Annotated in this window: 23 protein-coding genes; 15 read left to right on the forward strand and 8 right to left on the reverse strand. The window is 65.5% G+C overall.

Going from position 1 to position 21,585, the window contains the following annotated elements:
* Positions 1–12 precede the first annotated feature (12 nt).
* On the reverse strand, positions 13–312 hold the full coding sequence (locus tag ABIE08_RS22305; protein ID WP_354554174.1) for a hypothetical protein: 300 nt from the start codon (positions 310–312) through the stop codon (positions 13–15).
* Positions 313–453: 141 nt separating this feature from the next.
* Here ABIE08_RS22305 and ABIE08_RS22310 point away from each other — a divergent pair, with 141 nt between their 5' ends.
* Positions 454–771, forward strand: coding sequence for a hypothetical protein (locus ABIE08_RS22310; RefSeq protein WP_354554176.1), 318 nt, complete (start codon positions 454–456; stop codon positions 769–771).
* Between the two features lie 175 nt (positions 772–946).
* Positions 947–1,729 carry an exodeoxyribonuclease III gene (gene xth, locus ABIE08_RS22315; RefSeq protein ID WP_354554177.1) on the forward strand — a complete coding sequence of 261 codons (783 nt, stop codon included), beginning with the start codon at positions 947–949 and terminating at the stop codon, positions 1,727–1,729.
* A gap of 10 nt (positions 1,730–1,739) precedes the next feature.
* Here xth and ABIE08_RS22320 read toward each other — a convergent pair whose 3' ends face one another.
* Positions 1,740–2,273, reverse strand: a complete 534-nt coding sequence (locus ABIE08_RS22320; protein ID WP_354554233.1) for a lipocalin family protein — start codon at positions 2,271–2,273, stop codon at positions 1,740–1,742.
* A gap of 168 nt (positions 2,274–2,441) precedes the next feature.
* Here ABIE08_RS22320 and ABIE08_RS22325 point away from each other — a divergent pair, with 168 nt between their 5' ends.
* From ABIE08_RS22325 to ABIE08_RS22340, 4 genes are all read left to right on the forward strand, one after another.
* Positions 2,442–3,008 (forward strand): dual specificity protein phosphatase family protein, encoded by a 567-nt coding sequence (locus ABIE08_RS22325; RefSeq protein ID WP_354554179.1) that lies wholly within the window; start codon positions 2,442–2,444, stop codon positions 3,006–3,008.
* Positions 3,005–3,346: a porin gene (locus tag ABIE08_RS23620; RefSeq protein ID WP_436409593.1), complete on the forward strand. Its 342-nt coding sequence runs from the start codon at positions 3,005–3,007 to the stop codon at positions 3,344–3,346. The genes ABIE08_RS22325 and ABIE08_RS23620 overlap by 4 nt, the downstream gene beginning before the upstream one ends.
* Before the next feature lie 137 nt (positions 3,347–3,483).
* The gene (locus ABIE08_RS22335; protein ID WP_354554181.1) at positions 3,484–4,512 is read left to right on the forward strand and encodes a YihY/virulence factor BrkB family protein; all 1,029 of its coding nucleotides are present in this window, start codon (positions 3,484–3,486) and stop codon (positions 4,510–4,512) included.
* 191 nt (positions 4,513–4,703) lie between these two features.
* Complete coding sequence (locus ABIE08_RS22340) at positions 4,704–5,810, forward strand: AI-2E family transporter (RefSeq protein WP_354554182.1); 1,107 nt, start codon at positions 4,704–4,706, stop codon at positions 5,808–5,810.
* A 93-nt stretch (positions 5,811–5,903) separates the two neighbouring features.
* On the opposite strand, the gene ABIE08_RS22345 is transcribed toward ABIE08_RS22340, so the two are convergent.
* Positions 5,904–6,299, reverse strand: coding sequence for a hypothetical protein (locus tag ABIE08_RS22345; protein ID WP_354554184.1), 396 nt, complete (start codon positions 6,297–6,299; stop codon positions 5,904–5,906).
* A gap of 120 nt (positions 6,300–6,419) precedes the next feature.
* Positions 6,420–7,712, reverse strand: coding sequence for a L,D-transpeptidase (locus tag ABIE08_RS22350; protein ID WP_354554186.1), 1,293 nt, complete (start codon positions 7,710–7,712; stop codon positions 6,420–6,422).
* A gap of 154 nt (positions 7,713–7,866) precedes the next feature.
* Here ABIE08_RS22350 and ABIE08_RS22355 point away from each other — a divergent pair, with 154 nt between their 5' ends.
* The 3 genes from ABIE08_RS22355 (at position 7,867) to ABIE08_RS22365 (ending at position 9,667) form a co-directional block, all read left to right on the forward strand.
* Entirely contained in the window at positions 7,867–8,490 is a 624-nt protein-coding gene (locus tag ABIE08_RS22355; RefSeq protein WP_354554187.1) for a YoaK family protein, read from the forward strand.
* 232 nt (positions 8,491–8,722) lie between these two features.
* The gene (locus tag ABIE08_RS22360; protein ID WP_436409594.1) at positions 8,723–8,875 is read left to right on the forward strand and encodes a DUF1127 domain-containing protein; all 153 of its coding nucleotides are present in this window, start codon (positions 8,723–8,725) and stop codon (positions 8,873–8,875) included.
* Positions 8,876–9,163: 288 nt separating this feature from the next.
* Complete coding sequence (locus tag ABIE08_RS22365) at positions 9,164–9,667, forward strand: DUF1993 domain-containing protein (protein ID WP_354554189.1); 504 nt, start codon at positions 9,164–9,166, stop codon at positions 9,665–9,667.
* Positions 9,668–9,686: 19 nt separating this feature from the next.
* Here ABIE08_RS22365 and ABIE08_RS22370 read toward each other — a convergent pair whose 3' ends face one another.
* From ABIE08_RS22370 to ABIE08_RS22380, 3 genes are all read right to left on the reverse strand, one after another.
* Complete coding sequence (locus tag ABIE08_RS22370; RefSeq protein ID WP_354554191.1) at positions 9,687–9,914, reverse strand: hypothetical protein; 228 nt, start codon at positions 9,912–9,914, stop codon at positions 9,687–9,689.
* 80 nt (positions 9,915–9,994) lie between these two features.
* The gene (glpK, locus tag ABIE08_RS22375; protein ID WP_354554192.1) at positions 9,995–11,485 is read right to left on the reverse strand and encodes a glycerol kinase GlpK; all 1,491 of its coding nucleotides are present in this window, start codon (positions 11,483–11,485) and stop codon (positions 9,995–9,997) included.
* The gene (locus tag ABIE08_RS22380) at positions 11,482–11,757 is read right to left on the reverse strand and encodes a hypothetical protein (protein ID WP_354554194.1); all 276 of its coding nucleotides are present in this window, start codon (positions 11,755–11,757) and stop codon (positions 11,482–11,484) included. Before ABIE08_RS22380 ends, glpK begins: the two co-directional genes overlap by 4 nt.
* Here ABIE08_RS22380 and ABIE08_RS22385 point away from each other — a divergent pair.
* A complete protein-coding gene (locus ABIE08_RS22385; protein WP_354554195.1) occupies positions 11,740–13,608 on the forward strand; it encodes an ABC transporter ATP-binding protein/permease in 1,869 nt (622 codons plus the stop codon). The two genes, ABIE08_RS22380 and ABIE08_RS22385, sit on opposite strands and share 18 nt — an antisense overlap.
* Positions 13,559–14,878 carry a glucoamylase family protein gene (locus tag ABIE08_RS22390; RefSeq protein WP_354554197.1) on the forward strand — a complete coding sequence of 440 codons (1,320 nt, stop codon included), beginning with the start codon at positions 13,559–13,561 and terminating at the stop codon, positions 14,876–14,878. The genes ABIE08_RS22385 and ABIE08_RS22390 overlap by 50 nt, the downstream gene beginning before the upstream one ends.
* A gap of 155 nt (positions 14,879–15,033) precedes the next feature.
* Here the strand turns inward: ABIE08_RS22390 and ABIE08_RS22395 are convergent, their stop codons facing one another.
* The gene (locus ABIE08_RS22395; protein ID WP_354554199.1) at positions 15,034–16,350 is read right to left on the reverse strand and encodes a nicotinate phosphoribosyltransferase; all 1,317 of its coding nucleotides are present in this window, start codon (positions 16,348–16,350) and stop codon (positions 15,034–15,036) included.
* 389 nt (positions 16,351–16,739) lie between these two features.
* On the opposite strand from ABIE08_RS22395, the gene dapF reads away from it, so the two are divergent.
* The 4 genes from dapF to ABIE08_RS22415 all read left to right on the forward strand — a co-directional run bounded on the left by dapF (position 16,740) and on the right by ABIE08_RS22415 (position 20,885).
* A complete protein-coding gene (gene dapF / locus ABIE08_RS22400) occupies positions 16,740–17,624 on the forward strand; it encodes a diaminopimelate epimerase (RefSeq protein WP_354554201.1) in 885 nt (294 codons plus the stop codon).
* A complete protein-coding gene (mtaB, locus tag ABIE08_RS22405; protein ID WP_354554202.1) occupies positions 17,621–18,886 on the forward strand; it encodes a tRNA (N(6)-L-threonylcarbamoyladenosine(37)-C(2))-methylthiotransferase MtaB in 1,266 nt (421 codons plus the stop codon). Before dapF ends, mtaB begins: the two co-directional genes overlap by 4 nt.
* Before the next feature lie 3 nt (positions 18,887–18,889).
* Positions 18,890–20,179, forward strand: a complete 1,290-nt coding sequence (ftsY, locus tag ABIE08_RS22410) for a signal recognition particle-docking protein FtsY (RefSeq protein ID WP_354554204.1) — start codon at positions 18,890–18,892, stop codon at positions 20,177–20,179.
* A 64-nt stretch (positions 20,180–20,243) separates the two neighbouring features.
* Entirely contained in the window at positions 20,244–20,885 is a 642-nt protein-coding gene (locus ABIE08_RS22415; RefSeq protein ID WP_354554206.1) for a septation protein A, read from the forward strand.
* Positions 20,886–21,585 lie beyond the last annotated feature (700 nt).

The following is a 21,585-nucleotide window of genomic DNA, read 5'->3' on the forward strand; positions in this document are numbered from 1 at the left end:
CCATGTCGCGCCTTAGGGACGGGCCTCGCCATAGAGCGGGCCGCGCAGCCGGTCCTTGCCGTCGCCCTGGAAATAATAGGGATGGCGCCGCGCATCGGGCTGGCCTTCCAGGATCGGCAGCTGCGGCTCCATCTTCTGGCAGCCGATATCCATCAGCCTGAACTCGCCGAGCCGGCACGCCTCCGGGCGCTCGGTAAGCTGGATGTGGGTGGCGCTGGAGAGCGGCGCCGCAAAGGCAGGCGGGGTACCCGACACCGCCAGGGCTGCCAGTAGCGCCAGGCTCGCGGGTGAGAAAGCTTTGATCGACGGCACGTCATCCTCCCATGGCATCCAATTGCCATGACGAGAACGGGAGCCGACGCCAAAGGGTTGCGAGGCCCGGACCGCATTCGCGGGTGGGAGGCAACGATCTGCTGCATCCAGCCGTTGGTTACGGGGAAGAGGAGTGCCGAAATGACCGCCGAAAAGCCGAACCTTGCCGACAGCAATGAGCCCGAGGGCCATGCGCAGCTTCAATCGCACGTCCAGGGCCAGCCTCCTGTCTATGGCGAGCCCAAGGGACCGACACCGGGTTCCCTGTTGCAGCGTCCCCTGCCGGGAAATACGCCGGACCGCGACCGGGACGGCTTTGTCGGGGGCCGCGATGTCCGCAGCCGTGGCGACGAGGTCGGCAACGGCCCGGAAGAGTGGGAGCATGCCGCGCGCGACCTGCCCGGCGAAGAGCGCAACACCAAGCCGGCGAGCGAAGACGACACAGCCGCCAACGACTGACGGTGGCTGACGAACTGGCCGTCCACACAGGCGGGGCGTCTTTTCCCGACCGCCGTTAGGGAGGTCGCGCGCAAACAACGTGTTCGAGCGGATGGCTCCGACGCCGCTTCGACAATTAGCTTGCCTAGCAAACCTCCGCGATCTGCGGCGCCAACAGCGCGAGACTGCCCCTTCGATGAAGATCGCGACTTTCAACATCAATGGTGTCAATGGACGATTGCCGGTGCTTCTTCGCTGGCTCGAAAAAGCGTCGCCCGACGTCGCCTGCCTGCAGGAGCTGAAGGCGCCGGACGAACGGTTTCCACGGCGCGAGATCGAGAAGGCGGGCTATGGCGCGATCTGGCAGGGCCAGAAGAGCTGGAACGGCGTCGCGATCCTCGCCAAGGGCCGCGATCCCCTGGTGACGCGACGCGGGCTTCCCGGCGATGTCGACGATGCCCAGTCCCGATATCTCGAGGCGGCTATCGAGGGCATTCTGGTCGGATGCCTCTATCTGCCAAACGGCAATCCCGCCCCCGGGCCGAAGTTCGACTACAAGCTGCGCTGGATCCAGCGCCTGACGACCTATGCGGAAGAACTGCTCGAACTCGATATCCCGGTCGTGCTCGCCGGCGATTACAACATCATTCCGACTGATCTCGACGTGTACAAGCCGGAGCGCTGGCGCAGGGATGCGCTGTTTCGCCCAGAGGTGAGAGAGGCCTTCAAGGCCCTGACGGAGGAAGGCTGGGTCGACGCGTTGCGGACGCTCCATCCCGATGAACGGCTCTACACCTTCTGGGACTATTTCCGTAACGCCTGGGGCCGGGACGCGGGCCTGCGGCTGGACCACTTTCTGCTGTCCCCTTCGGTCGCCCATCGCCTCAGCGCCGCGGGCGTGGATAAGCCCGTTCGCGGCTGGGACAAGACGAGCGACCACGCACCGGCATGGATCGAACTGGCGGATGCCGAGGGTTAGATCGCGCTAGTCAGTGGTGAGTCCAGCGCAGCATCGTGACGTCATAGCCAAGCGACCGGGCGCGGCTTTCCAGCTTCTTGCGAACTGGCTCGGACGGTGTCGGCGAACGGGTCAATATCCAGAGATAGCGGCCGGAGGGTTCGCCGACGATAGACCACGCATAATCCGGCGCGTGATCCAAGATCCAGTAGTCGCCGAGGAACGGTCCGAAGAACGAGACCCGCAGCTTCGCGTTGCCGCTTCCCGGCACTATCTTGGCGCGGCCCACTGCGACCCGCTCCCTGCCGTCGACGCCACCGGCGTTGCAGGTGTTGAGCACCTTTACCAGGCCGTCCGGCCGAAGGCTGTATTCCGCAGTCACCGCTTCGCAGCCCCGCTCGAAGCCGTTCTCATATCGGCCGAGCTCGAACCAGCGGCCGAGATAGCGCTCGACGTCCACGCTCTTGGCCGGTTGTGGCACGGCGGCATTGCCGACCGGGCCGGCAGGGCTGCAAGCGGCCAACAGGCAGGCGGCGAGAAGGGGCAGGATGATTCTTGAGGTCATGCGGTCCAAGTCGGAAAGCGCCCTCCGGTTCCCTCGGGAGACGGGCGGCGAGGCATGGAGGTTCAGACCTGACGGTGCGACACAAGCGTTGTGGCTCGATGCGGGCGTTTCCGCTAATTTGTCGCCATACAGCGGGGGCTGTGCGGCAAGGCAGGAAGCGGCCGAGACATGAGCAAGAAGCGGATTCTGTGGATCGGCGCCGCCGTGTTGGCCGTGCCGGTGGTGCTCGGCATCTATATCGCGACGCTCCTTCTGACGGGCAATTTCCACACAGTCATCGCCGGCGAACTCTATCGCTCGGCCCAGCCGACCCCGACCCAGCTCGAGCGCTATGCCCGCAACTTCGGCATCAAGACGGTGATCAACCTGCGCGGCGCCAATGAATCGGCGAGCTGGTATCGCGCGGAGATCGACGAATCGAACCGGCTCGGCCTGGCGCATGCGGACTTCCGCATGTCCTCGCGCGCGGAGTTGACGGAGGGCGAGGCCGCGGCGCTGATCGACCTTTTCAAGACCGCGCAAAAGCCGATCCTGATTCACTGCACCGATGGCAGCGACCGGACCAGCCTGGCCTCCGCCCTTTACATCGCCGCCGTCGCCCGGTTGGGCGAGGAGGCGGCCGAAGAGCAGATTTCGATCCGCTACGGGCATATCGCCTTGCCGTTCAGCCCGACCTGGCCGATGGACATGACCTTCGAGGCGCTGGAACCCTGGCTCGGATTTCACGATTCATGAAGACCCCCGCCGTGCCATTGCCTGACCGCAAGATCTGGCGCCGCCGAGCCGGGCTGATCCTCGCGATCGGCCTGTTGCAGCTTCCCTCGCACGCCTTGGCCGACGCCTGGCCGCCGCTCACCCCGCCCTCGCTCGACGGCAAGCCCTCCGCCCCCACGCCGGCAGAAGGACTTCTGCCGCCGCGAAAGCCGGAAGCGGAACCTTCGGACGCGGACCCGCATTACGCCAGAATATGCGACGCCTTCGGCGAGGGATTCACCTATTCGCCGGGCACCGGTGCCTGCATCAAGATCGGCGGCTATGTGAAGTTCGGCACCAGTTTTGGGGGGCGGAACTAGCCGCGCGGCCCGATCTCGATGGAAGGCTGGTCATTCGACAGCGAATGATCGACAAAGCAGCCGCGAAAGCAATTTCCTCCGGCAAGCGATTCGCCCTCGCCGCCGTCGTTACGATCGACAAGACACAGGCATAGCAGATGGCCACCGCGAACCCTCCTTCCCCGTTGCTGACCAGCGCCTCGCCCCCTCCGGCGATCGAGCAGGCCATCGACGAGGCAGAACCGGGCCGTGGCCGACTGGCGGACGCACCGGCGGATATTCCTGCGCGCGGATGGAAGGACATCCTGTGGCGCGTCTGGGAAAGCTCGCTCGAGGATCGCGTCCTGACGGTTGCCGGCAGCATGGCCTTTTTCTGCCTGCTGGCGATCTTTCCAGGCCTTTCCGCGCTGGTGACGCTCTACGGCCTGGTGGCGGATAATTCGACCATTAACAGCCATCTCTCTGGCCTCGCCTTCGTGCTCCCAGCCGGCGCCTTCGAGCTGATCTCCGATCAGATCACGCTCGCGATCCGCGCCTCCAGCGGTGCCCTCAGCTTCAGCTTCGCCCTCTCCTTCCTGTTCTCGATCTGGAGCGCGAATGCCGGCATCAAGGCGACGATCGACGGTCTCAACGTCGCCTATGGCGAACGCGAGCGGCGCAGCGTCATCGCGCTCAACGTCGAATCGCTGATCTTCACCCTGCTGGCGATCGCCGCCGGCATCGGCGCCATCGCCTTCATCATCGCCGTGCCGATCGCGCTGCGCTTCCTCGACATCGGGCGATCTTCCGAAGTCTGGATCAACATCCTGCGCTGGCCCATTCTCGGCTTCTTCGTCTGGGCGGCGCTGGCGATACTGTATCGCTTCGGGCCTTGCCGCGAACAGCCGAAATGGCGCTGGGTCACGTGGGGCAGCACGGTTGCCGCGGGCCTTTGGATCCTGACCTCGATCAGCTTCTCCTGGTACGTCTCGAGCTTCGGCAGCTATGACCGGGCCTATGGCGCCCTTGGCGCGATTATCGGCTTCATGACGTGGATCTGGCTTTCGGCGACGGTCATCCTGCTCGGCGCCGAGTTAAACGCCGAAATGGAGCACCAGACCGCGCGCGATTCGACGGTGGGCCGGCCTAAGCCGCTGGGCAAGCGCGGCGCCGTGATGGCCGATTCGATCGGCAAGGCGCAGGACTGACAGAGCCGTTTCTGCCGGACGGGGGCCGATATTTGCGGCGCCATGCAACCAGCGCCCGATGGGCGCATTGCACGAGATCGGGGAGGACGGCGAAAGGCGAAGCGGGTTTGAGCTGACACCGGGCCTTCACGGTGATGTCGGCTGGATTCATGCCAGCGACGGCTCCAAATTTCGCAAAGCGAGTTCCGCCGATGGCAGATCCCCTGAGAATCGAGATCCCGACGACGGAAACCGTTCCGCTCGAGCCGCCGCAGCTGGCGGGCGAAGACGGGCCCCTGCCTGCGGACCCGAAGCTGGTGATCCAGGCGTGTCTTCTGGTTCTGGCGGTCCTGACGGTCTGCTACTTCGCTTCCGACATCATCCTGCCGATCGTTCTGGCCATCGTGCTCAAGCTTCTGTTCCAGCCGGCGATGCGGCTTCTGGAACGGCTGCGTGTGCCGAGAACGCTTGCGGCCCTGCTCGTGATCTTCACCGTCTTCGGCGCGATTGTCGGCGTGGGCGCGGCCTTGTCCGGCCCGGCGACGGCCTGGGGCGAAAAGCTGCCCGGTGGCGTGGATCGACTGGAGGAACGGCTCAAGTTCCTGAGCCAGCCGATCGGCGCGCTGCAGAAATTCCTGCATCAGTTTGATGGGGTTGCGACGGGCGTGGGCGGCGCGCCGGGTCCGACGCTCGCCGAAACGCTGATGAAGGGGACGCAGCATTTTGCCAGCGGCTTCTTCGAGACGATCCTGATCCTGTTTTTCCTACTGGTCTCGGGCGACACCTTCCTGCGCCGGATGGTGGAGATCGTGCCGAGCTTCAGCGACAAGCGGCGGGTCGTCGACCTGTCGCAGCAGATCGAGGAAAATGTCTCGGCCTATCTCGTGACCATCACCCTGATGAACGCGGCGGTCGGCGTCGCGACGGGGCTTGCGATGTGGGCCTGCGGCCTCGGGGACCCCATTTTGTGGGGCACGGTCGCCTTCCTGCTCAACTATGTGCCGATCATGGGGCCCTTTGCCGGCGTCGGCATCTTTCTTTTCGCGGGCCTGCTCACCATCGACCCGCTCGTGCAAGCCCTGCTGCCGGCCGGCCTTTATCTGCTGATCCACCTCGTCGAGGGCGAGGCGATCACGCCGATGCTGCTGGCCCGGCGATTCACGCTCAACCCCGTCCTGGTGATCATCTCGCTGATCTTCTGGTTCTGGATGTGGGGCGTGCCGGGCGCCGTCCTCGCCGTGCCCATGCTCGCCATGATCAAGATCATCTGCGACGGCGTGCGGCCGCTCAATGCCGTCGGGCATTTCCTCGAGGGCTAGCGGGGCCGTTCCCAAAAATAGGGACAAAGAAAAGCCGGCGCCTTTTCAGGGCGCCGGCCAACAGCATTCAAGCCTGTGGCGGATGATGCCGGCTTACTTGCACTGTGCGTTGATCGTGCCGGCAACGGCGACGCCGCTGCTCATGCCCGGGCTCGACAGCACCATGCGCACCGAGGAACCCTCGACCAGCGTGGCATAACCGGACGGCATTCCGACCTCGCCCTTGGTGCCGTTGGAGCGGGTATATTCCAGCACGACGTTAGCCTTGGCCGGAACGCCGGCGACGGAAACGCGCCAAACGCGGTCTTGGCCGCCCTCGGCGATCGTCTTGGCGCCCGCGCCCTTGATCTCCCAGCGAGACTGCTTGCAGGAGGCATCGCGCACCGGAGCCGGCGCGGCGGTCTTGGACTTGGCGAAGCTCTCGCCGGCGGAGAAGGCCGCGACGACCGAAACGGCGGCCAGAGCCAGCGGAAGTGCGAAGCGGTTCATACTGTGTCCTCGTCGAAATGATCGGCATAGCTACCAAGACGAGGCACGGCGCGGCAAGCCTGTGCCGCGCCGTGACGCTATTTTGCGTGGATGTGTGGCCCGCGGATCGCGCCCGGCCGCCTATTGCAGCGGCGGCGGCATCGCCTGCTCGCCACCCGCCTCGACAGCAACCGGGACAGGCGCGGGGGCGGGGGCGGGGGCGACCGACGCCGTCGGCGTCTGGTCGACGAATTCGACATCGACGCCGGGCTTGACCAGCTTCACCAGTTCCTGCGCGTCCCAATTGGTCAGGCGCAGGCAGCCATGGCTGTTGGTCTTGTCGATCTTGCTGGGCTCGGGCGAGCCGTGGATGCCATAGGTCGGCTTGTCGAGGCCGATCCACACGGTACCGACCGGATTGTTGGGGCCGGAGGCGAGCTTCAGCGGCTTGTCATTGTTGCCCTGCTGGAAATTGACCTTCGGGCGGTACCAGTATTCCGGATTCTCCGCGACCGCCTTGACGGCATGGATGCCGGACGGGGACGGCAGGTCGGCGCTGCCGATCGTGGCCGGATAAGCGACGACGACATCCCAGTTCTCGTTATAGCCGAGCAATTGCCGGGTGCTCGCATCCGCCACCAGATGCGCCACCTTGGCCTTTGCATTCGGCCCGACGTCGACCACCGTGATGATCGTGCCGGCCACGGTGAAATCGGCATCCGGATTGAGATTGCGCAGGAAGTTCTCGTCCATGTGGAACTTCTCGCCCAACAGTTCGACCGGATCGCGATAGGCGAGCTTCGGCAGGGCCGCCATCTCGGCATAGTCCTTCGGCATGACGGGCACGAAGGGACCGGCGACGTCCTTGTCGCTGATCGTGTAATCCATCAGCACCGGCCGGTCGGCCGCCACCTGCAGCAGGTCCCAGATCTCGGGACCGAGGCGGCCGTTCGGCGGCATGTTGTGCATGCTCTGCAGCGCCGAGATCGCCTTGTTGAGATTGCCACCCTGGCGGCCGTCGATAACGCCGGGCGAGACATGGACGCGGTCGAGCAGGACCTGGAGCTTCAGCACCTGCGGATCGGGCTTGTCGCTCTTGGCCGGAATGCCGGCCATCGGGGCTTCATTGGCCTGCGCGATGAAATCGGCCGAGAGCGGCGCCGTGGCCCGGCGGATCGGCGCGGAAGCGGCGGGTGCGGGCGCCGAGACAGGCGCGGCCGGCTCCACGTAACGCGGCGCTTCATCGGGTGCGTAGCCGGGCTCCCGGTAGGCCGGATCGCGATAGGCCGGTTCCGGGTAGGCCGGCTCGGAATAATACCGTTCCGGTTGGGCCTCTTCCGGATAGGGCTCGCGCCATTCCTGGGCATGAAGGGAGGCGCTGCCGAGCGCCAGCAGGGAGGGAACAAGCGCCACGCGAATCCAGGCGACGAACAAGGCAAACTCTCCAGCCGGCGAACGCGGCACAACGAACAAATATCACCCGCAATTTAGGCAGACACGGTTAACAATTCTTAACTGCGACGCGCTATTCCTCTGCGTCTTCCTTGGCTTGCACCCCCAACCCGCTATTCCACGACGGCCTACGCAGATGATGGACTATTCCCACAGGCAGAAGGCGCTCGCCTATGTCCTTGCCGGCATCGCCGGCTATGTCGACGCCATGGGCTTTCGCCATCTGGGCGGCGTGTTCGTGTCCTTCATGAGCGGCAACACCACCCGTCTCGGCGTCGACATCGCCATGGGCGACTGGGACAAGGCCGGCCAGGTCGCCAGCATCATCGTGCTGTTCGTCGCCGGTGCGGCGCTGGGCGCTTGGGTCGGCAAGGACGGCCGGCGCGACCGACGCGCCGCGATCCTGTGGACCGAGGCCGGCTTGCTGGCGCTCGCCGCCGTCTCGGACAATCTATCGCTGGCCATCATGGGCAATATCGCGATGGCGCTGGCCATGGGCGTTGAGAACGCGGTGTTCCAGCGCAATGGCAGCCCGGGCATCGGCCTGACCTATGTGACCGGCGCCCTGGTCAAGGTAGGCCACCGCATCGCCGCCGCCCTGGAGGGAGGCGACAAATGGGGCTGGGTCGCAAGCCTGCTGCTGTGGGCTTCGCTATGCCTGGGCGCGATTCTCGGCGCTGTCGTCTATGGCATGATCGGCCTCACCGGCCTGTGGGCGGCCTGCGCGATTGTTGCGGTCCTGGCAATCCTGTCGCGCTGAGTTCTCGCCCGACGCCAGCATTCCTGCCGTTTACGCCAGCGGGAGGCCGATTGCTGCACTGCAACAAGGATGTTCCCCGTCATGTTGCTCTGCATCCAGCGCAATGCTGGCATGACTTTTTTCGCAGTGCTCATCCTTCGAGACCCGGACTAAATTCCAATCATCAGAACGGCGACAGAGAAATCCGGCGCGGATCTGGGAAGTAGCGGTTGGTAGGGAAAGGGATCGGATGATGGCTATGAACCTCATGAACTCTTACAAGACCTGGCTCAAGTATCGCGAGACCCGCAGCGAATTGTCGCGCCTCGACAATCGCGAGCTCGCTGATCTGGGCATCAGCCGCCACGACATCAAGGCACTTGCCAAGCAGGCTGCCGGATACTGAGAATTTCACGGTTCGTCTGGGAACAAACCTCCTCCCTTGTTCCCTGCGATTAGGTGCCCACAAACCTCCTCCCTTGTGCGGCACCATCAACTAAAGCGCCCGTCGACCTCCTCCCCGACGGGCGCTTTTTTATGCATATTTTTCGCGGGCCGCTCGAACGAGCCGCGCCGCCGACGCCTCCCCCACGATCTTTCCGCCTGCCTCTTGAAACGGATGGCGACGCGCGCCCATTTTCCGGTTCCGCAACCCGCGTGCCGGAACGAGCCCGCGCAACCTCCGAGAACCATCATGGCGCTATCGATCTATGAGGCCTCCATTCCGGTCTTCATCCGGGCGTTCGGAAATCTCGAGGCCATTCTCGACAAGGCCGTAGCGCAGAGCGCCGCCGACGGCATCGACCCGCAAAGCCTGGTCGACGCACGGCTCGCCGCTGACATGCTGCCGCTCGCCGGCCAGATCCAGCGCGCCAGCGACACGGCCAAGGGCGCAGGCGCGCGGCTTTCGGGCCTCGACAATCCAAGTTTCGCCGATACGGAGACGAGCTTCGCCGAGCTGAAGGCCCGGATCCAGCGCACGGTGGAATTCCTGAAGGCGATCCCGCCGGAGGCGCTCGACGGCAGCGAGTCCAGGACGATCTCGATGCGGAACGGCGCCGTGCAGCTCGACGGCAAGGCCTTCCTGCTTCGCCACGCGCTGCCGAATTTCTTCTTCCACGTCACGACCGCCTACGACATCCTGCGCCACAAGGGCATCGCGGTCGGCAAGGCCGACTATCTCGGCAAGATCGACTAGCCCTCGACCGGTTTACCGGTCAGCGAACATTGTTGATCGAGTTTTTCACCGTGTCGTGCCGGGTCTTGAGCTTGCGATCCTGCACAGCCTTCCCGTCCAGCTCTTCGCGGCTCGGAACGCAGCGGTCGACCCGTCGGCATTCGCCCGCCGACGGATTGGCCGGCGGCGATGTTCCGGCCCGGGCGCCGAGCATGCCGGCGGCAATGATGAGCGGGATGGCGATGACAATTCCGATCGTACGGGGCATGGCAACCTCCTGACGGAAGAGGCCATTTTACGCCCTTTTCCTTACGGGACTGTGATGGTCATCACCCGTTCGGCGCCGCGTCACGCGCTTGTGCGCGTGCGCGAGACCGCGTCGCGCCAGCCCGCCAGCCGGGCCTCGCGGAGCTCGGCGGACATATCGGGCAGGAATGTCTGGTTGAGCCGCCAGCTCGCGGCAAAGCCCTCCTCGGCGGGCCAGACGCCGACCTGCCGGCCGGCAAGCCAGGCCGCCCCCAGCGCCGTCGTCTCGAGCACCACCGGCCGGTCGACCGGCGCGTCGAGGATGTCGGCGAGCCGCTGCATCGTCCAGTCGCTCGCGACCATGCCGCCATCGACGCGCAGGACAGTCTCGCCGGCGCGCGCCCAGTCGCGCCGCATCGCGTCGAGCAGGTCCCGGGTCTGGTAGCAGACCGATTCGAGCGCCGCGCGGACGAACTCGTTCGGTCCCGTGCCGCGCGTCAGCCCGAACAGAGCCCCCCGCGCCTCCGCATCCCACCAGGGTGCGCCGAGGCCGGTGAAGGCCGGCACCAGATAGACGTTCTGGTGCGGGTCCGCCTGCGCGGCCATCGGCCCCGCCTGGTCGGACCGGTCGAGCAGGCCCAATCCGTCCCGCAGCCACTGGATCGCCGCCCCAGCCACGAAGATCGAGCCCTCCAGCGCATAGGTCGTCTTGCCGTCGAGCCGGTAGGCGATGGTCGTCAGCAGCCGGTTCTTCGACAACACCAGATCCGAACCGGTATTGAGCAGCGCGAAGCATCCGGTGCCATAGGTCGATTTCATCATCCCGGGCTGGAAGCAGGCCTGGCCCAGCGTCGCCGCATGCTGGTCGCCGGCGATGCCGGCGATCCGGATCGCCGCGCCGACGATGGAGGGGTCGGTGACGCCGAAATCGGCCGCCGAATCCTTCACCTCCGGCAGGATCGCCCTGGGCACCCGCAGCAGGGCCAGCAAGTCGTCGTCCCATTCGCCGGTGCGGATGTTGAACAGCATCGTGCGCGAGGCATTGGTGGCGTCGGTCGCATGCACGCGGCCGCCCGTCAGCCGCCAGAGCAGGAAGCTGTCGACGGTGCCAAAGGCCAGCTCGCCCCGCTCGGCCCGCGCACGGGCGCCAGGCACCTGGTCGAGAATCCAGGCGATCTTGGTGCCGGAGAAATACGGATCGAGCAGCAGGCCGGTCTTTTCGGTCAGGCCGGGCTCGGCCCCCTCGGCCTTCAGGGCGTTGCAGCGATCGGCCGTGCGCCGATCCTGCCAGACGATGGCGTTGTGGATCGGCCTGCCCGTCTCGCGATCCCAGAGGATCGTCGTCTCGCGCTGGTTGGTAATGCCGATGGCGGCGATATCCGAAAGCGACACGCTGGCATGGGCCAGCGCGAAGCGCATCGTCTCGAGCACGGTGCGCCAGATATCCTCCGGATCATGCTCGACCCAGCCGGAGCGCGGAAAATGCTGCGGAAATTCCTGCTGGCCGACGCCGCGCACATGATAGCTGCCATCGAAGACGATGGCGCGCGTCGAGGTGGTGCCCTGGTCGATCGCCAGAATGAAGGGGCTCATGGGTCCTCCCGAACCGTCTTGTCGATCCGGGCCTGCATCATCCGGATTCCGTTGTGACGAAATCCTAGCGCCTCGCCGGAGCGGGCGCGAGATGCCGTGCGGCGGGGCGTCCCGTCGCACCGGGTTGATTTGATGTCCTTCTGCAACAGTTTGACCGGGAAAGCGGCATTCGCCGCGACACCGGGCAGAATGATGCGCGATTTCGTCCTGACGGGCGGTATGCTCGCCTGCGCCGAAGCCGGATAGTCGAGGCAATGACGGAAAGACCCCATGACACCAGTCCTAGTGCCAGCGATGGCGTGACGGACGAGATCGCGGAACTGGTCCTGCAATTCAAGGCTTTCGTTTCCGCGCTCTGGAACTCGTCCGGACGGCGCGATTTCGTGCTGCTGACCGTGGGCATCGTCACGGTCATCATCGCCACCGCCGGCATGCAGGTGGTGCTCAACGCCTGGAACAGCCCGTTCTACAACGCGATCGAGACGCGCAATTTCTCGTCCTTCCTCTATTACCTGATGGTGTTCTTCGGCATCGCCGGCGTGCTGCTGGTGCTGAACGTCGCGCAGACCTGGCTCGCGCAGATGATCACGCTGCAGTCGCGGCAATGGCTGACGCGCGACCTGATTGCCGAATGGCTGACCTCGCGCCGCCTGGTCATGCTCGGGGATGCCGGCGAGATCGGCGTCAATCCGGACCAGCGCGTGCATGAGGACGCCAAGCATCTGGCCGAACTCTCGGCCGGGCTCGGCATCGGGCTTTTCCAGTCGACGCTGCTGCTGTTCAGCTTCGTCGGCGTGCTCTGGGTGCTGTCGAGCGGCGTCGTGCTCCATCTCGGCGGATACAGCTTCACGATTCCCGGCTACATGGTCTGGTGCGCGCTGATCTTCGCCGCCACCGGCTCATGGGTGAGCTGGCGCATCGGCCGTCCCCTGATCGGCATCGGCGTCGAGCGCTATGCCCGCGAGGCGGACCTGCGCTTCGCCATGGTGCAGGTCAACGAAAATGCCAACGGCATCGTGCTCAATGCCGGCGAGCCGGACGAAAAACAGCGTCTCGACGACGAATTGGCCCGCGTCATCGACATCACCCGCCGCTTCGTCAATGCGCTCGCCCGCCTGACCTGGGTCACCGCCGGCTATGGCTGGATCGGCCTGGTCGCGCCGATCGTCATCGCCGCGCCGGCCTATTTCGGCGGAACGCTCTCCTTCGGTGAGCTGATGATGGTGGTCGGCGCCTTCAACCAGGTGCAGAACAGCCTGCGCTGGTTCGTCGATAATTTCAGCCTGATTGCCGATTGGCGCGCGACGCTCGCCCGCGTCATGAGCTTCCGCCAGGCTCTGGTCACCCTGGAACAGCCGCGCTCCAGTGGCGAGCGCATCGTCTATGACCACGAACCGCTCGGCAATCTGGAGCTCGAGAAGGTTGCGGTCGACTGGACCGGCGAGCGGGCGGCGCTCGACGAGGCCGACGTCACGATCGAACCGGGCGACCGGGTGCTGATCATCGATCGCACCGGCTCGGCCCATGGCGCGCTGTTCTCGGCGCTGGCGGGGCTCTGGCCCTGGGGCTCGGGCAAGATCAGCCTGCCGCCGCGCGCCAAGGTGATGTTCATGCCGGAGCGGCCCTATGTGCCCGACGGATCGCTGCGCGCCGCCCTCACCTATCCCTCCGCCGCTTCTGGCTTCAAGGACGAGGATTTGATCAAGGCGATGCAGCGGGTCGGACTGAGCCGCCTTACCGGATCGCTGGACCGCAAGGCGCGCTGGGCCAAGGAGATTTCCTATGATGACGAGGAACGGCTGACCTTCGCCCGCCTGTTGCTGCTGAAGCCGCAATGGATCTTCACCGAGCAGACCGTCGACGGGCTCGACGACGAACAGCGCGGCATCTTCACCTCGATCATCAACGAGGATCTCGCGAAATCGGCCGTGGTCACCGTATCCGGCCGGGCAACGACCAGCGATTTCTACACCCGCACCATCAACCTGGTGGATGCCCCCGTTGGCGTCGGCGCGAAGCGCCCCGTCACCGCCACGCCCGAACCCACCCTTCCCCCGACCCGAGCGACCCCGGATGAACAAGCCGCACAGCCCGAACCGAGCAACGCCCGGCAAGCCGATTAAATCCGCGGCAGCCCATGCCCCGGCCAGGGAGAGGCTGGACGACGACGCGCTGCTGGAGCGCGTCCAGCGCCAGAGCTTTCGCTATTTCTGGGAGTTCGGCCACCCGGTCAGCGGCCTGGCCCGTGACCGCACGCAGGGCAATGACGAGGTGATCACCCTCGGCGGCTCCGGGTTTGGCGTGATGGCGATCGTCATCGCCGTCGAGCGCGGCTGGATTTCGCGCGCCGAGGCCGTGGATCGGCTGCACAAGATGATCGGCTTCCTCGAGCAGGCCGACAGCTTCCACGGCGCCTATCCGCATTTCATGAACGGCACGACCGGTAAGGTGGTGCGCTACGCCCGCAAGGATGACGGCGCCGATCTGGTCGAGACCGCGTTCTGGATCCAGGGCCTGATCGCCGCGCAGGTGTATTTCGACCGTGCCGACGGCAAGGAGCCCTGGCTGCGCGGCCGGATCGAAGGCATGCGGCGGGCAGTCGAATGGAGCTGGTTCACCCGCGACGGCCGCGACGGTCTCTACTGGCACTGGAGCCCGAACCATGGCTGGGCGATGAACCACGAGATCCTCGGCTGGAACGAGTGCCTCATCCTGTTCGTGCTGGCCGCGGGTGCGGAACAATACGCCATCCCGCCGCTCGCCTATCACAATGGCTTCGCCCAGAGCCGGACCTTCCTCAACCGGCGGCCGCAATATGGCGTCGACCTGCCGCTCGGGCCGGATGGGGGCGGACCGCTTTTCTTCGCGCATTATTCGTTTCTCGGCCTCGACCCGCGCGGGCTGACCGATCGCTATGCCGACTACTGGGCGCAGAACCTCGCCCATACCCGTCTCAACTACGCCTATTGCGTCGCCAACCCCGGCGGATTCAAGGGTTATGGGCCAGACTGTTGGGGGCTGTCGGCAAGCGACAACCCGACCGGCTATTCCGCGCATGCGCCCGACAATGACCGGGGCGTCATCGCGCCGACGGCGGCGATCTCCAGCCTGCCCTATGCGCCCGACATCGCCATGCGGGCGCTACGCCACTTCCATGACGACATGGGCGACCGGCTCTGGGGCGAATACGGCTTCTTCGACGCCTTCAGCGAGAGTGCCGACTGGGTGGCGAAAACCCATCTCGCGATCGACCAGGGACCGCAGATCGTGATGATCGAGAATTATCGCAGCGGCCTGATCTGGAACCTGTTCATGCGTGATCCCGAGGTCCGCCGCGGCCTGCAGCGACTCGATTTCCAGAGCCCGCATTTGTTGGGAACGCCGGTCGCCTGAGGCGCACAATTTCAAGCAAGCCCCTCACCCAACCCTCTCCCGCAAGCGGGCGAGGGCATTACCGCCGAGGCAGTGTCGACGGCGAGGCTGGGGCGCGATCTGCCCCCTCTACCGCTTGCGGGAGAGGGTTGGGGTGAGGGTCTTCCTACCGCTCCTCAAACCAGCAACGGCTGGGCCATCAGGTCCTGGTGGCCGAAGACGCGACGGTAGCGGGCGATTTCCTCGGCCGGGCCGGTCGCCTTGTTGGCATTGTCGGAAAGCTTGACCGCCGGGCGACCATTGGCCGAGACCACCTTGCAGACCAGTGAGATCGCCTGCAGCCGGTCGTCCTTGCCGTCCGGGGCGCAGTGACGGAAATCATTGGTGACGTTGGTGCCCCAGCCGATCGAAAGATTGACCCGGTTGCGGAAATGGCGCGCCGCTTCCTCGATCGTGTCGATGTCCATGCCGTCCGACAGCACGATCAGCTTTTCACGCGGGTCGGAGCCATGCAGTTGCCACCAGGCGATGGCTTCCTCGGCGCCCTCGATCGGCGGCTTCGAGTCCGGCCGGAGGCCCTTCCAGTTCAAGATCCAGTCCGGCGCGTTGCGCAGGAACTGCGTCGTGCCATAGGTATCTGGCAGCATGACCAGCAGATTGCCGTCATACATCTCCTGCCAGTCGCGCAGCACGTCATAGGGCGCGTTGCGAAGCTGTTCGTCGGTTTCCGCCAGGGCGGCGTACACCATCGGCAGTTCGTGCGCGTTGGTGCCGATCGCCTCCAGGCCGGCGGCCATCGCCATCTTGACGTTGGACGTGCCGACAAAATTGTCGCCAAGCCCCTCCTGCAGCGCCTCGACGCACCATTTCTGCCAGAGATAGCCATGGCGGCGGCGTGTGCCGAAGTCGGATACCTTCAGCGGGCCTTCCTGGGCCAGGATGCGGAGACGCTCGATCTTGCCCCAGAGCTTGGCCTTAGCCTTGGCGTAGAGCACGTCGAGCTCGAAGCGGCTCATGCCCTTCATGGCGGCGCGGGCGCGCAGCTCGCTGACGATGGCCAGCGCCGGCACTTCCCAAAGCGTCGTCTCGCTCCAGAGCCCGTCGAAGCGCAATTCATACTGGCCGTCATCGGTCCGGCGAAGCTCATATTCCGGCAGCTGGAAGCCCTCGAGCCAATCGAGGAACTCCGGCTTGAAGATCTGCTTCACGCCATAGAAGGTATTGCCGGCGAGCCAGATCAGCTCGTTCTTCTGAAAGCGCAGGGTGCGCGCATGGTCGAGCTGGTCGCGCAGTTCCTGTTCGTCGATGACGTCGGCCAGCCGCACCGTCTTGGTCCGGTTGATCAGCCCGAACGTCGCCCGGACATCGCGCGATTTCTCGCGAATGAGCTGCAGCATCAGAAACTTGTAGAAGTCCGTATCGAGCAGCGTGCGGACGATGGGATCGATCCGGAAGCCGTGATTGTAGACGCGGGTAGCGATATCAAGCGACATACAGATGTCCATCGACAGAAGAGAAGCACGAACTCGACCCATCCCGATGGGCCACATAACCGTTCGCGCATTCACGAGGCGAAGCAGGGTCCTCGAAGCGGGAGGCGCAGTGAAGCAGCCCCGATGACAGGCTGCAAGCCGCGCCGGACCAATTCCGCGCCCGCCTTGCCAGTTTGCGCCGCTGCGCCCCTGTTTTGCGCGCGCTTTTTTCCACCTCGCCGGCTCAGGCGGCGATCGTGGCGAGCCGACAAGGCGATTGTTGCCGTCCCGCGTCGCCAAAACGGCGGAGCGCCCCGCTCCAGTATGGAATTTCTCTGATCTTTCCGCCATATATGCCCGACAAACTCAAGGCTCCGGACCGGGTCCGGAAGCGTGCTGATCGGAACGTCATGAACGCCCCCTTCGCCAAGATGAATGGCATCGGCAACCAGATCACCGTGCTCGACATGCGCGGTGCGGAAACACGCCTCGATGCCGCCTCGGCGCGCGCGATCGCGGCCGACCCGCGCACGGCCTTCGACCAGTTGATGGTGATCGAGCCGCCGAAGACGGCCGGCACCGACGCCTTCATGACAATCTTCAATACCGACGGCTCGCTGTCGGGCGCCTGCGGCAACGGCACGCGCTGCGTCGCCCTCGTGCTGATGCGCGAGAGCGGCCGCGAGACCTTCAAGCTCGAAACCTCGGCCGGCCTGCTCGACGTGGTGGCGAAGGATGCCGACACCATCACGGTCGACATGGGCGAGCCGCGCTTCGGCTGGGCCGAGATTCCGCTTGCCAAGCCGTTCGAGGACACGACAGCTATCGATCTGAGCTTCGGCCCGGTCGGCGCGCCGATCCTGTCGTGCCCGGCGGTCGCCAATATCGGCAATCCGCATGCGATCTACTGGGTCGAGGACGTCGCCGCGATCGATCTCGGGCGCATCGGCCCGATTCTCGAGCGCGACCCGATCTTCCCCGAGCGCGCCAATATCTCAATCGCCGAAGTGACATCCGACCATTCGATCACGCTGCGCGTGTGGGAGCGCGGGGCCGGTCTGACGCTCGCCTGCGGCTCCGCCGCCTGCGCAACGGCCGTCTCGGCTGCCCGCCTCGGCAAGACCGGCCGCGTCATCGATGTCCGCCTGCCGGGCGGCGTGCTCAACATCGAGTGGCGCGCCGACAACCATATTCTCATGACCGGCGCCGCCGAATTCGAGCATGAGGGTGTCATCACGCTCGGCGACGAAATCCGCATCGAGGTCGCGGCGGATACGGTCGCCCGCCGCGCATGACCATCGAGACCATCACCTTCGGCTGCCGGCTCAACACGCTCGAAACCGAGGTGATGCGGACGAGGGCAGCGGAAGCGGGCCTGACCGACGCGGTGATCATCAACACCTGCGCCGTCACGGCGGAAGCCGTTCGCCAGGCACGACAGACGATCCGCCGGACCCGCCGCGAACAGCCGGACCTCAAGATCGTCGTCTCTGGCTGCGCCGCGCAGACGGAAGCCGCCACCTTCGCCGCCATGCCGGAAGTCGATCTCGTCCTCGGCAATGAGGAAAAGCTCACCGCCGCCGCCTACCGGCCGCTCGGGCTCGCCATCGCCGAGCATGAACGGGTCAGGGTCGCCGACATCATGGATGTGCGCGAGACGGCGGGCCATCTCGTCGCCGGCATGGATGGCCATACCCGCACCTTCGTGCAGGTGCAGAATGGCTGCGATCATCGCTGCACCTTCTGCATCATTCCCTATGGCCGCGGTCCCTCGCGCTCGGTGCCGATGGGCGCCGTCGTCGAGCAGATCCGCCAGCTGGTCGAGATGGGCAATGCCGAGATCGTGCTGACGGGCGTCGACATGACGGCCTATGGCAGCGACCTGCCCGGCAAGCCGACGCTCGGCAAGCTGGTCGCCACCATATTGAAGCTGGTCCCCGACCTTCCCCGCCTTCGCCTTTCCTCGATCGACACGATCGAGGTCGACGACGCCTTGATGCGGGCGATCGGCGAGGACGAACGGCTGATGCCGCATTTCCATCTGTCGCTGCAGCATGGCGACGACATGATCTTGAAGCGCATGAAGCGCCGGCATGGCCGCGCCGACGCGATCCGTTTTTGCGAGGCCGTGCGTAAGCTCCGCCCCGATGTCGTCTTCGGCGCGGATATCATCGCCGGCTTCCCGACCGAGACCGAGGCGATGTTTGAAAACTCGCTCGCCCTGGTCGACGAATGCGGGCTGACGCATCTGCATGTCTTCCCGTTCTCGCCCCGCCCCGGCACGCCGGCCGCCCGGATGCCGCAGCTCGACCATCCGACCATCAAAGCCCGCGCCGCCAGATTGCGCGAGAAGGGCCAGGCAACGCTCGCCGCCCATCTCGACCGCGAGATCGGCGCCCGGCGCCGCGTGCTGATGGAAAAGGGCGGCGTCGGCCGCACGGAACATTTTACGCCGGTCACCATGCCGGACATCGCTGCCGGAACGCTTGTTTCGGCCCATATCACGGGACGGACGGCATCGGGCCTCCTTGCCACCCCACTCGCAGAGGCCGCCTGAACCATGGCAGAAGAAAAGAAGGGCCTGTTCCGCCGCTTTTTCGGCGGCGGCAAGCCGGCGGAGCCGGAACTGGCGCCAGAGCCCGAGATCGTCTCGCCCACGCCCGTCCGCGCCGTAGAACCGGATGCGGAAGCGATCGCCGCCGCTGCCGCGATCGAGCCGGCTCCCACCGAGATCCTCGAGGCGATCGAGGTCGAGACCGCCCGCGAGCCGGAGCCCAGCGAGCCCCAAGCCTTCGAGCCGCCGGCCGCGCCTGCTGTCGCGACGCCCGAGCCTGTCGCTGTCGCAGAACCGGCTCCGGCGCCTGCGCCGCGCGTCACCGGCTTTTTCAGCGCGCCGGCCGCACCGGCCCCTGCCCCGGAACCCGCGCCGAAGCAGAACTGGTTCCAGCGCCTGCGCGCGGGCCTGTCGCGTTCATCGAGCGCGCTCTCGGACGGCATCGTCTCCGTCTTCACCAAACGCAAGCTGGACAACGAGACCCTCGACGAATTCGAGGACGTCCTGATTCAGGCCGATCTTGGCCTGACCACCGCCGCCGCGATCACGGCGGCCCTGAAAAAGGGCCGCTTTGACAAGGAGATCGACGGTGACGAAGTGCGCACGGTCCTTGCCGACGAAGTGCGAAAGGTTCTTTTCCCGGTGGCGAAGCCCCTGGTGATCGATCCCGCCCGCAAGCCGCATGTCATCCTCGTCGTCGGCGTCAACGGCACCGGAAAGACGACGACCATCGGAAAGCTCTCCGCAAAACTGCGCGCCGAGGGTCGCTCGGTCATGCTCGCCGCCGGCGACACGTTTCGCGCCGCGGCGGTCGAGCAGCTGAAGATCTGGGCCCAGCGCACCGGCTCGGCCATCGTCGCCCGCGCCATCGGCGCCGACGCCTCGGGCCTCGCCTTCGATGCGCTTCGGGATGCGCAGGCCGCCGGTACCGACGTTCTCCTGATCGACACCGCAGGCCGGCTGCAGAACCGCACCGAACTGATGGCGGAACTCGAAAAGATCATCCGCGTGATCAAGAAGCAGGATCCGACAGCCCCGCACAGCGTTCTCCTGACGCTGGACGCGACGACCGGCCAGAACGCCCTTCAACAAGTCGAGATCTTTGGACGCGTCGCGGGCGTCACCGGCCTGGTCATGACCAAGCTGGACGGCACGGCGCGCGGCGGCATTCTCGTCGCCATCGCGGCAAAATACGGCCTGCCAATCCACTTTATCGGCGTCGGCGAGGGCGTTGACGACCTCGAACCATTCTCGGCTGACGAATTCGCGCGGGCGATCGCGGGTATCGCGGCGTGACCTGCGCCATAGATCAGCCGCGAATATCGCCCTATCTGAAGGCGTCCACCACCGAAAGCCGACCATGACCCTCGAAATCGAACGCGCCCCCAACGATCCCGCCCGCAAGGAGCTCAATCCGCTCCTGAAGCTGGCGCTCGAACTCGGACCACTCGGCGTGTTCTTCTTCGCCAATGCCCGGGCAGACATCTATTGGGCGACGGGACTGTTCATGGTTGCGACGCTGGCGGCGCTCGCCGTCTCCTACGCCATGACGCGAAAACTGCCGATCATGCCGCTGGTCACAGGCGTCGTCGTCGTGGTCTTCGGCGGGCTGACGCTGTGGCTGCATGACGACACCTTCATCAAGCTGAAGCCGACCATCGTCAACACGCTGTTCGGCCTCGTCCTGCTTGGCGGCCTCGCCTTCGGCCGCTCGCTGCTCGGTTATGTCTTCGATTCCGTCTTCAAACTGACGGATGAGGGCTGGCGCAAGCTGACCTTCCGCTGGGGCCTGTTCTTCCTGGCACTGGCGGTACTCAACATCGTCATCTGGAAGGGCGCCGACGCCTATCTCGCCGATCCCAAGGCGGCGACGGATCTCTGGGTGAACTTCAAGGTTTTCGGCATCATGCCGCTGACCTTCATCTTCACGCTGTTTCAGCTACCCCTGATCACCCGCACGACGATCCCTGAAGACAAGACCGAGACCCAGCCGGTGCGCTGAGAGCGTCCTTGGGACCTTGGGCCTGCTTCTCCTGATGGAAAGCGTCGCCTGGGGCGTTCTGCGTCTGAGGTTTCTGCGTGTACGTAAAGTGACGTGAGTCGACCTCCACAGATCTCGATCTATCTGCGCCTCTGCGAAGTTTGATGGAGCGCTGCGCCAACGGCGCCGCATGGCGCCCGCTCTGACAGAGCGTCCGGGCGCTGTCCTACGACGTAAGCGGGTTCCATTGGGGCGAGGCCGGTGTCGCTGGAACCTGCCTTGATCGCGAGAGAGACGGCCCGGCGTCCGTGCTGCGAGAGGCAAGGCGCGACAGCCGGGCTCCATGACAGACTGCCATTCCCTTCCCAACCCGCCGGACAGGCCAAGGCGGCGAGCATCGGACCCCGCCGGCATTGGGCTCTGGCCCGCGTGGCTATGCCCCCTCCATCATCGCGGCTGGCGAGCCAGCTCGAACTCGCTACGGCTCTGCGATAGGCCACCCCAAGGCCTTGGTAGTCCCGTGGGACCGGGACTCGCTTACCGCGCCCGTGTGCTTTGTGGCTCCGGCTCGTGGCGGTCGCTGGGACGTGATCTCGGGGAAGCTGCTTGTACCGGCGGCGATCTGTCGTCGGATTGGCGCGTCTCCCAATTTCCGGAATGCATAGCGTCCGAGGTGTTCTCGATGGACGACTGCGCTGGGGCGCCGGATTGCCGGGGCGGT

Origin of the sequence: Kaistia defluvii, assembly GCF_040548815.1 — a bacterium.
Lineage (GTDB): Bacteria > Pseudomonadota > Alphaproteobacteria > Rhizobiales > Kaistiaceae > Kaistia > Kaistia defluvii_A.

Coding starts and splice junctions, on each gene's coding strand:
- ABIE08_RS22310 (WP_354554176.1), top strand. CDS start 454: ATGACCGCCGAAAAGCCGAACCTTGCCGACAGCAATGAGCCCGAGGGC.
- xth (WP_354554177.1), top strand. CDS start 947: ATGAAGATCGCGACTTTCAACATCAATGGTGTCAATGGACGATTGCCG.
- ABIE08_RS22320 (WP_354554233.1), bottom strand. CDS start 2,273: ATGACCTCAAGAATCATCCTGCCCCTTCTCGCCGCCTGCCTGTTGGCC.
- ABIE08_RS22325 (WP_354554179.1), top strand. CDS start 2,442: ATGAGCAAGAAGCGGATTCTGTGGATCGGCGCCGCCGTGTTGGCCGTG.
- ABIE08_RS23620 (WP_436409593.1), top strand. CDS start 3,005: ATGAAGACCCCCGCCGTGCCATTGCCTGACCGCAAGATCTGGCGCCGC.
- ABIE08_RS22335 (WP_354554181.1), top strand. CDS start 3,484: ATGGCCACCGCGAACCCTCCTTCCCCGTTGCTGACCAGCGCCTCGCCC.
- ABIE08_RS22340 (WP_354554182.1), top strand. CDS start 4,704: ATGGCAGATCCCCTGAGAATCGAGATCCCGACGACGGAAACCGTTCCG.
- ABIE08_RS22345 (WP_354554184.1), bottom strand. CDS start 6,299: ATGAACCGCTTCGCACTTCCGCTGGCTCTGGCCGCCGTTTCGGTCGTC.
- ABIE08_RS22355 (WP_354554187.1), top strand. CDS start 7,867: ATGATGGACTATTCCCACAGGCAGAAGGCGCTCGCCTATGTCCTTGCC.
- ABIE08_RS22360 (WP_436409594.1), top strand. CDS start 8,723: ATGGCTATGAACCTCATGAACTCTTACAAGACCTGGCTCAAGTATCGC.
- ABIE08_RS22365 (WP_354554189.1), top strand. CDS start 9,164: ATGGCGCTATCGATCTATGAGGCCTCCATTCCGGTCTTCATCCGGGCG.
- ABIE08_RS22370 (WP_354554191.1), bottom strand. CDS start 9,914: ATGCCCCGTACGATCGGAATTGTCATCGCCATCCCGCTCATCATTGCC.
- glpK (WP_354554192.1), bottom strand. CDS start 11,485: ATGAGCCCCTTCATTCTGGCGATCGACCAGGGCACCACCTCGACGCGC.
- ABIE08_RS22385 (WP_354554195.1), top strand. CDS start 11,740: ATGACGGAAAGACCCCATGACACCAGTCCTAGTGCCAGCGATGGCGTG.
- ABIE08_RS22380 (WP_354554194.1), bottom strand. CDS start 11,757: ATGGGGTCTTTCCGTCATTGCCTCGACTATCCGGCTTCGGCGCAGGCG.
- ABIE08_RS22390 (WP_354554197.1), top strand. CDS start 13,559: ATGAACAAGCCGCACAGCCCGAACCGAGCAACGCCCGGCAAGCCGATT.
- ABIE08_RS22395 (WP_354554199.1), bottom strand. CDS start 16,350: ATGTCGCTTGATATCGCTACCCGCGTCTACAATCACGGCTTCCGGATC.
- dapF (WP_354554201.1), top strand. CDS start 16,740: ATGAACGCCCCCTTCGCCAAGATGAATGGCATCGGCAACCAGATCACC.
- mtaB (WP_354554202.1), top strand. CDS start 17,621: ATGACCATCGAGACCATCACCTTCGGCTGCCGGCTCAACACGCTCGAA.
- ftsY (WP_354554204.1), top strand. CDS start 18,890: ATGGCAGAAGAAAAGAAGGGCCTGTTCCGCCGCTTTTTCGGCGGCGGC.
- ABIE08_RS22415 (WP_354554206.1), top strand. CDS start 20,244: ATGACCCTCGAAATCGAACGCGCCCCCAACGATCCCGCCCGCAAGGAG.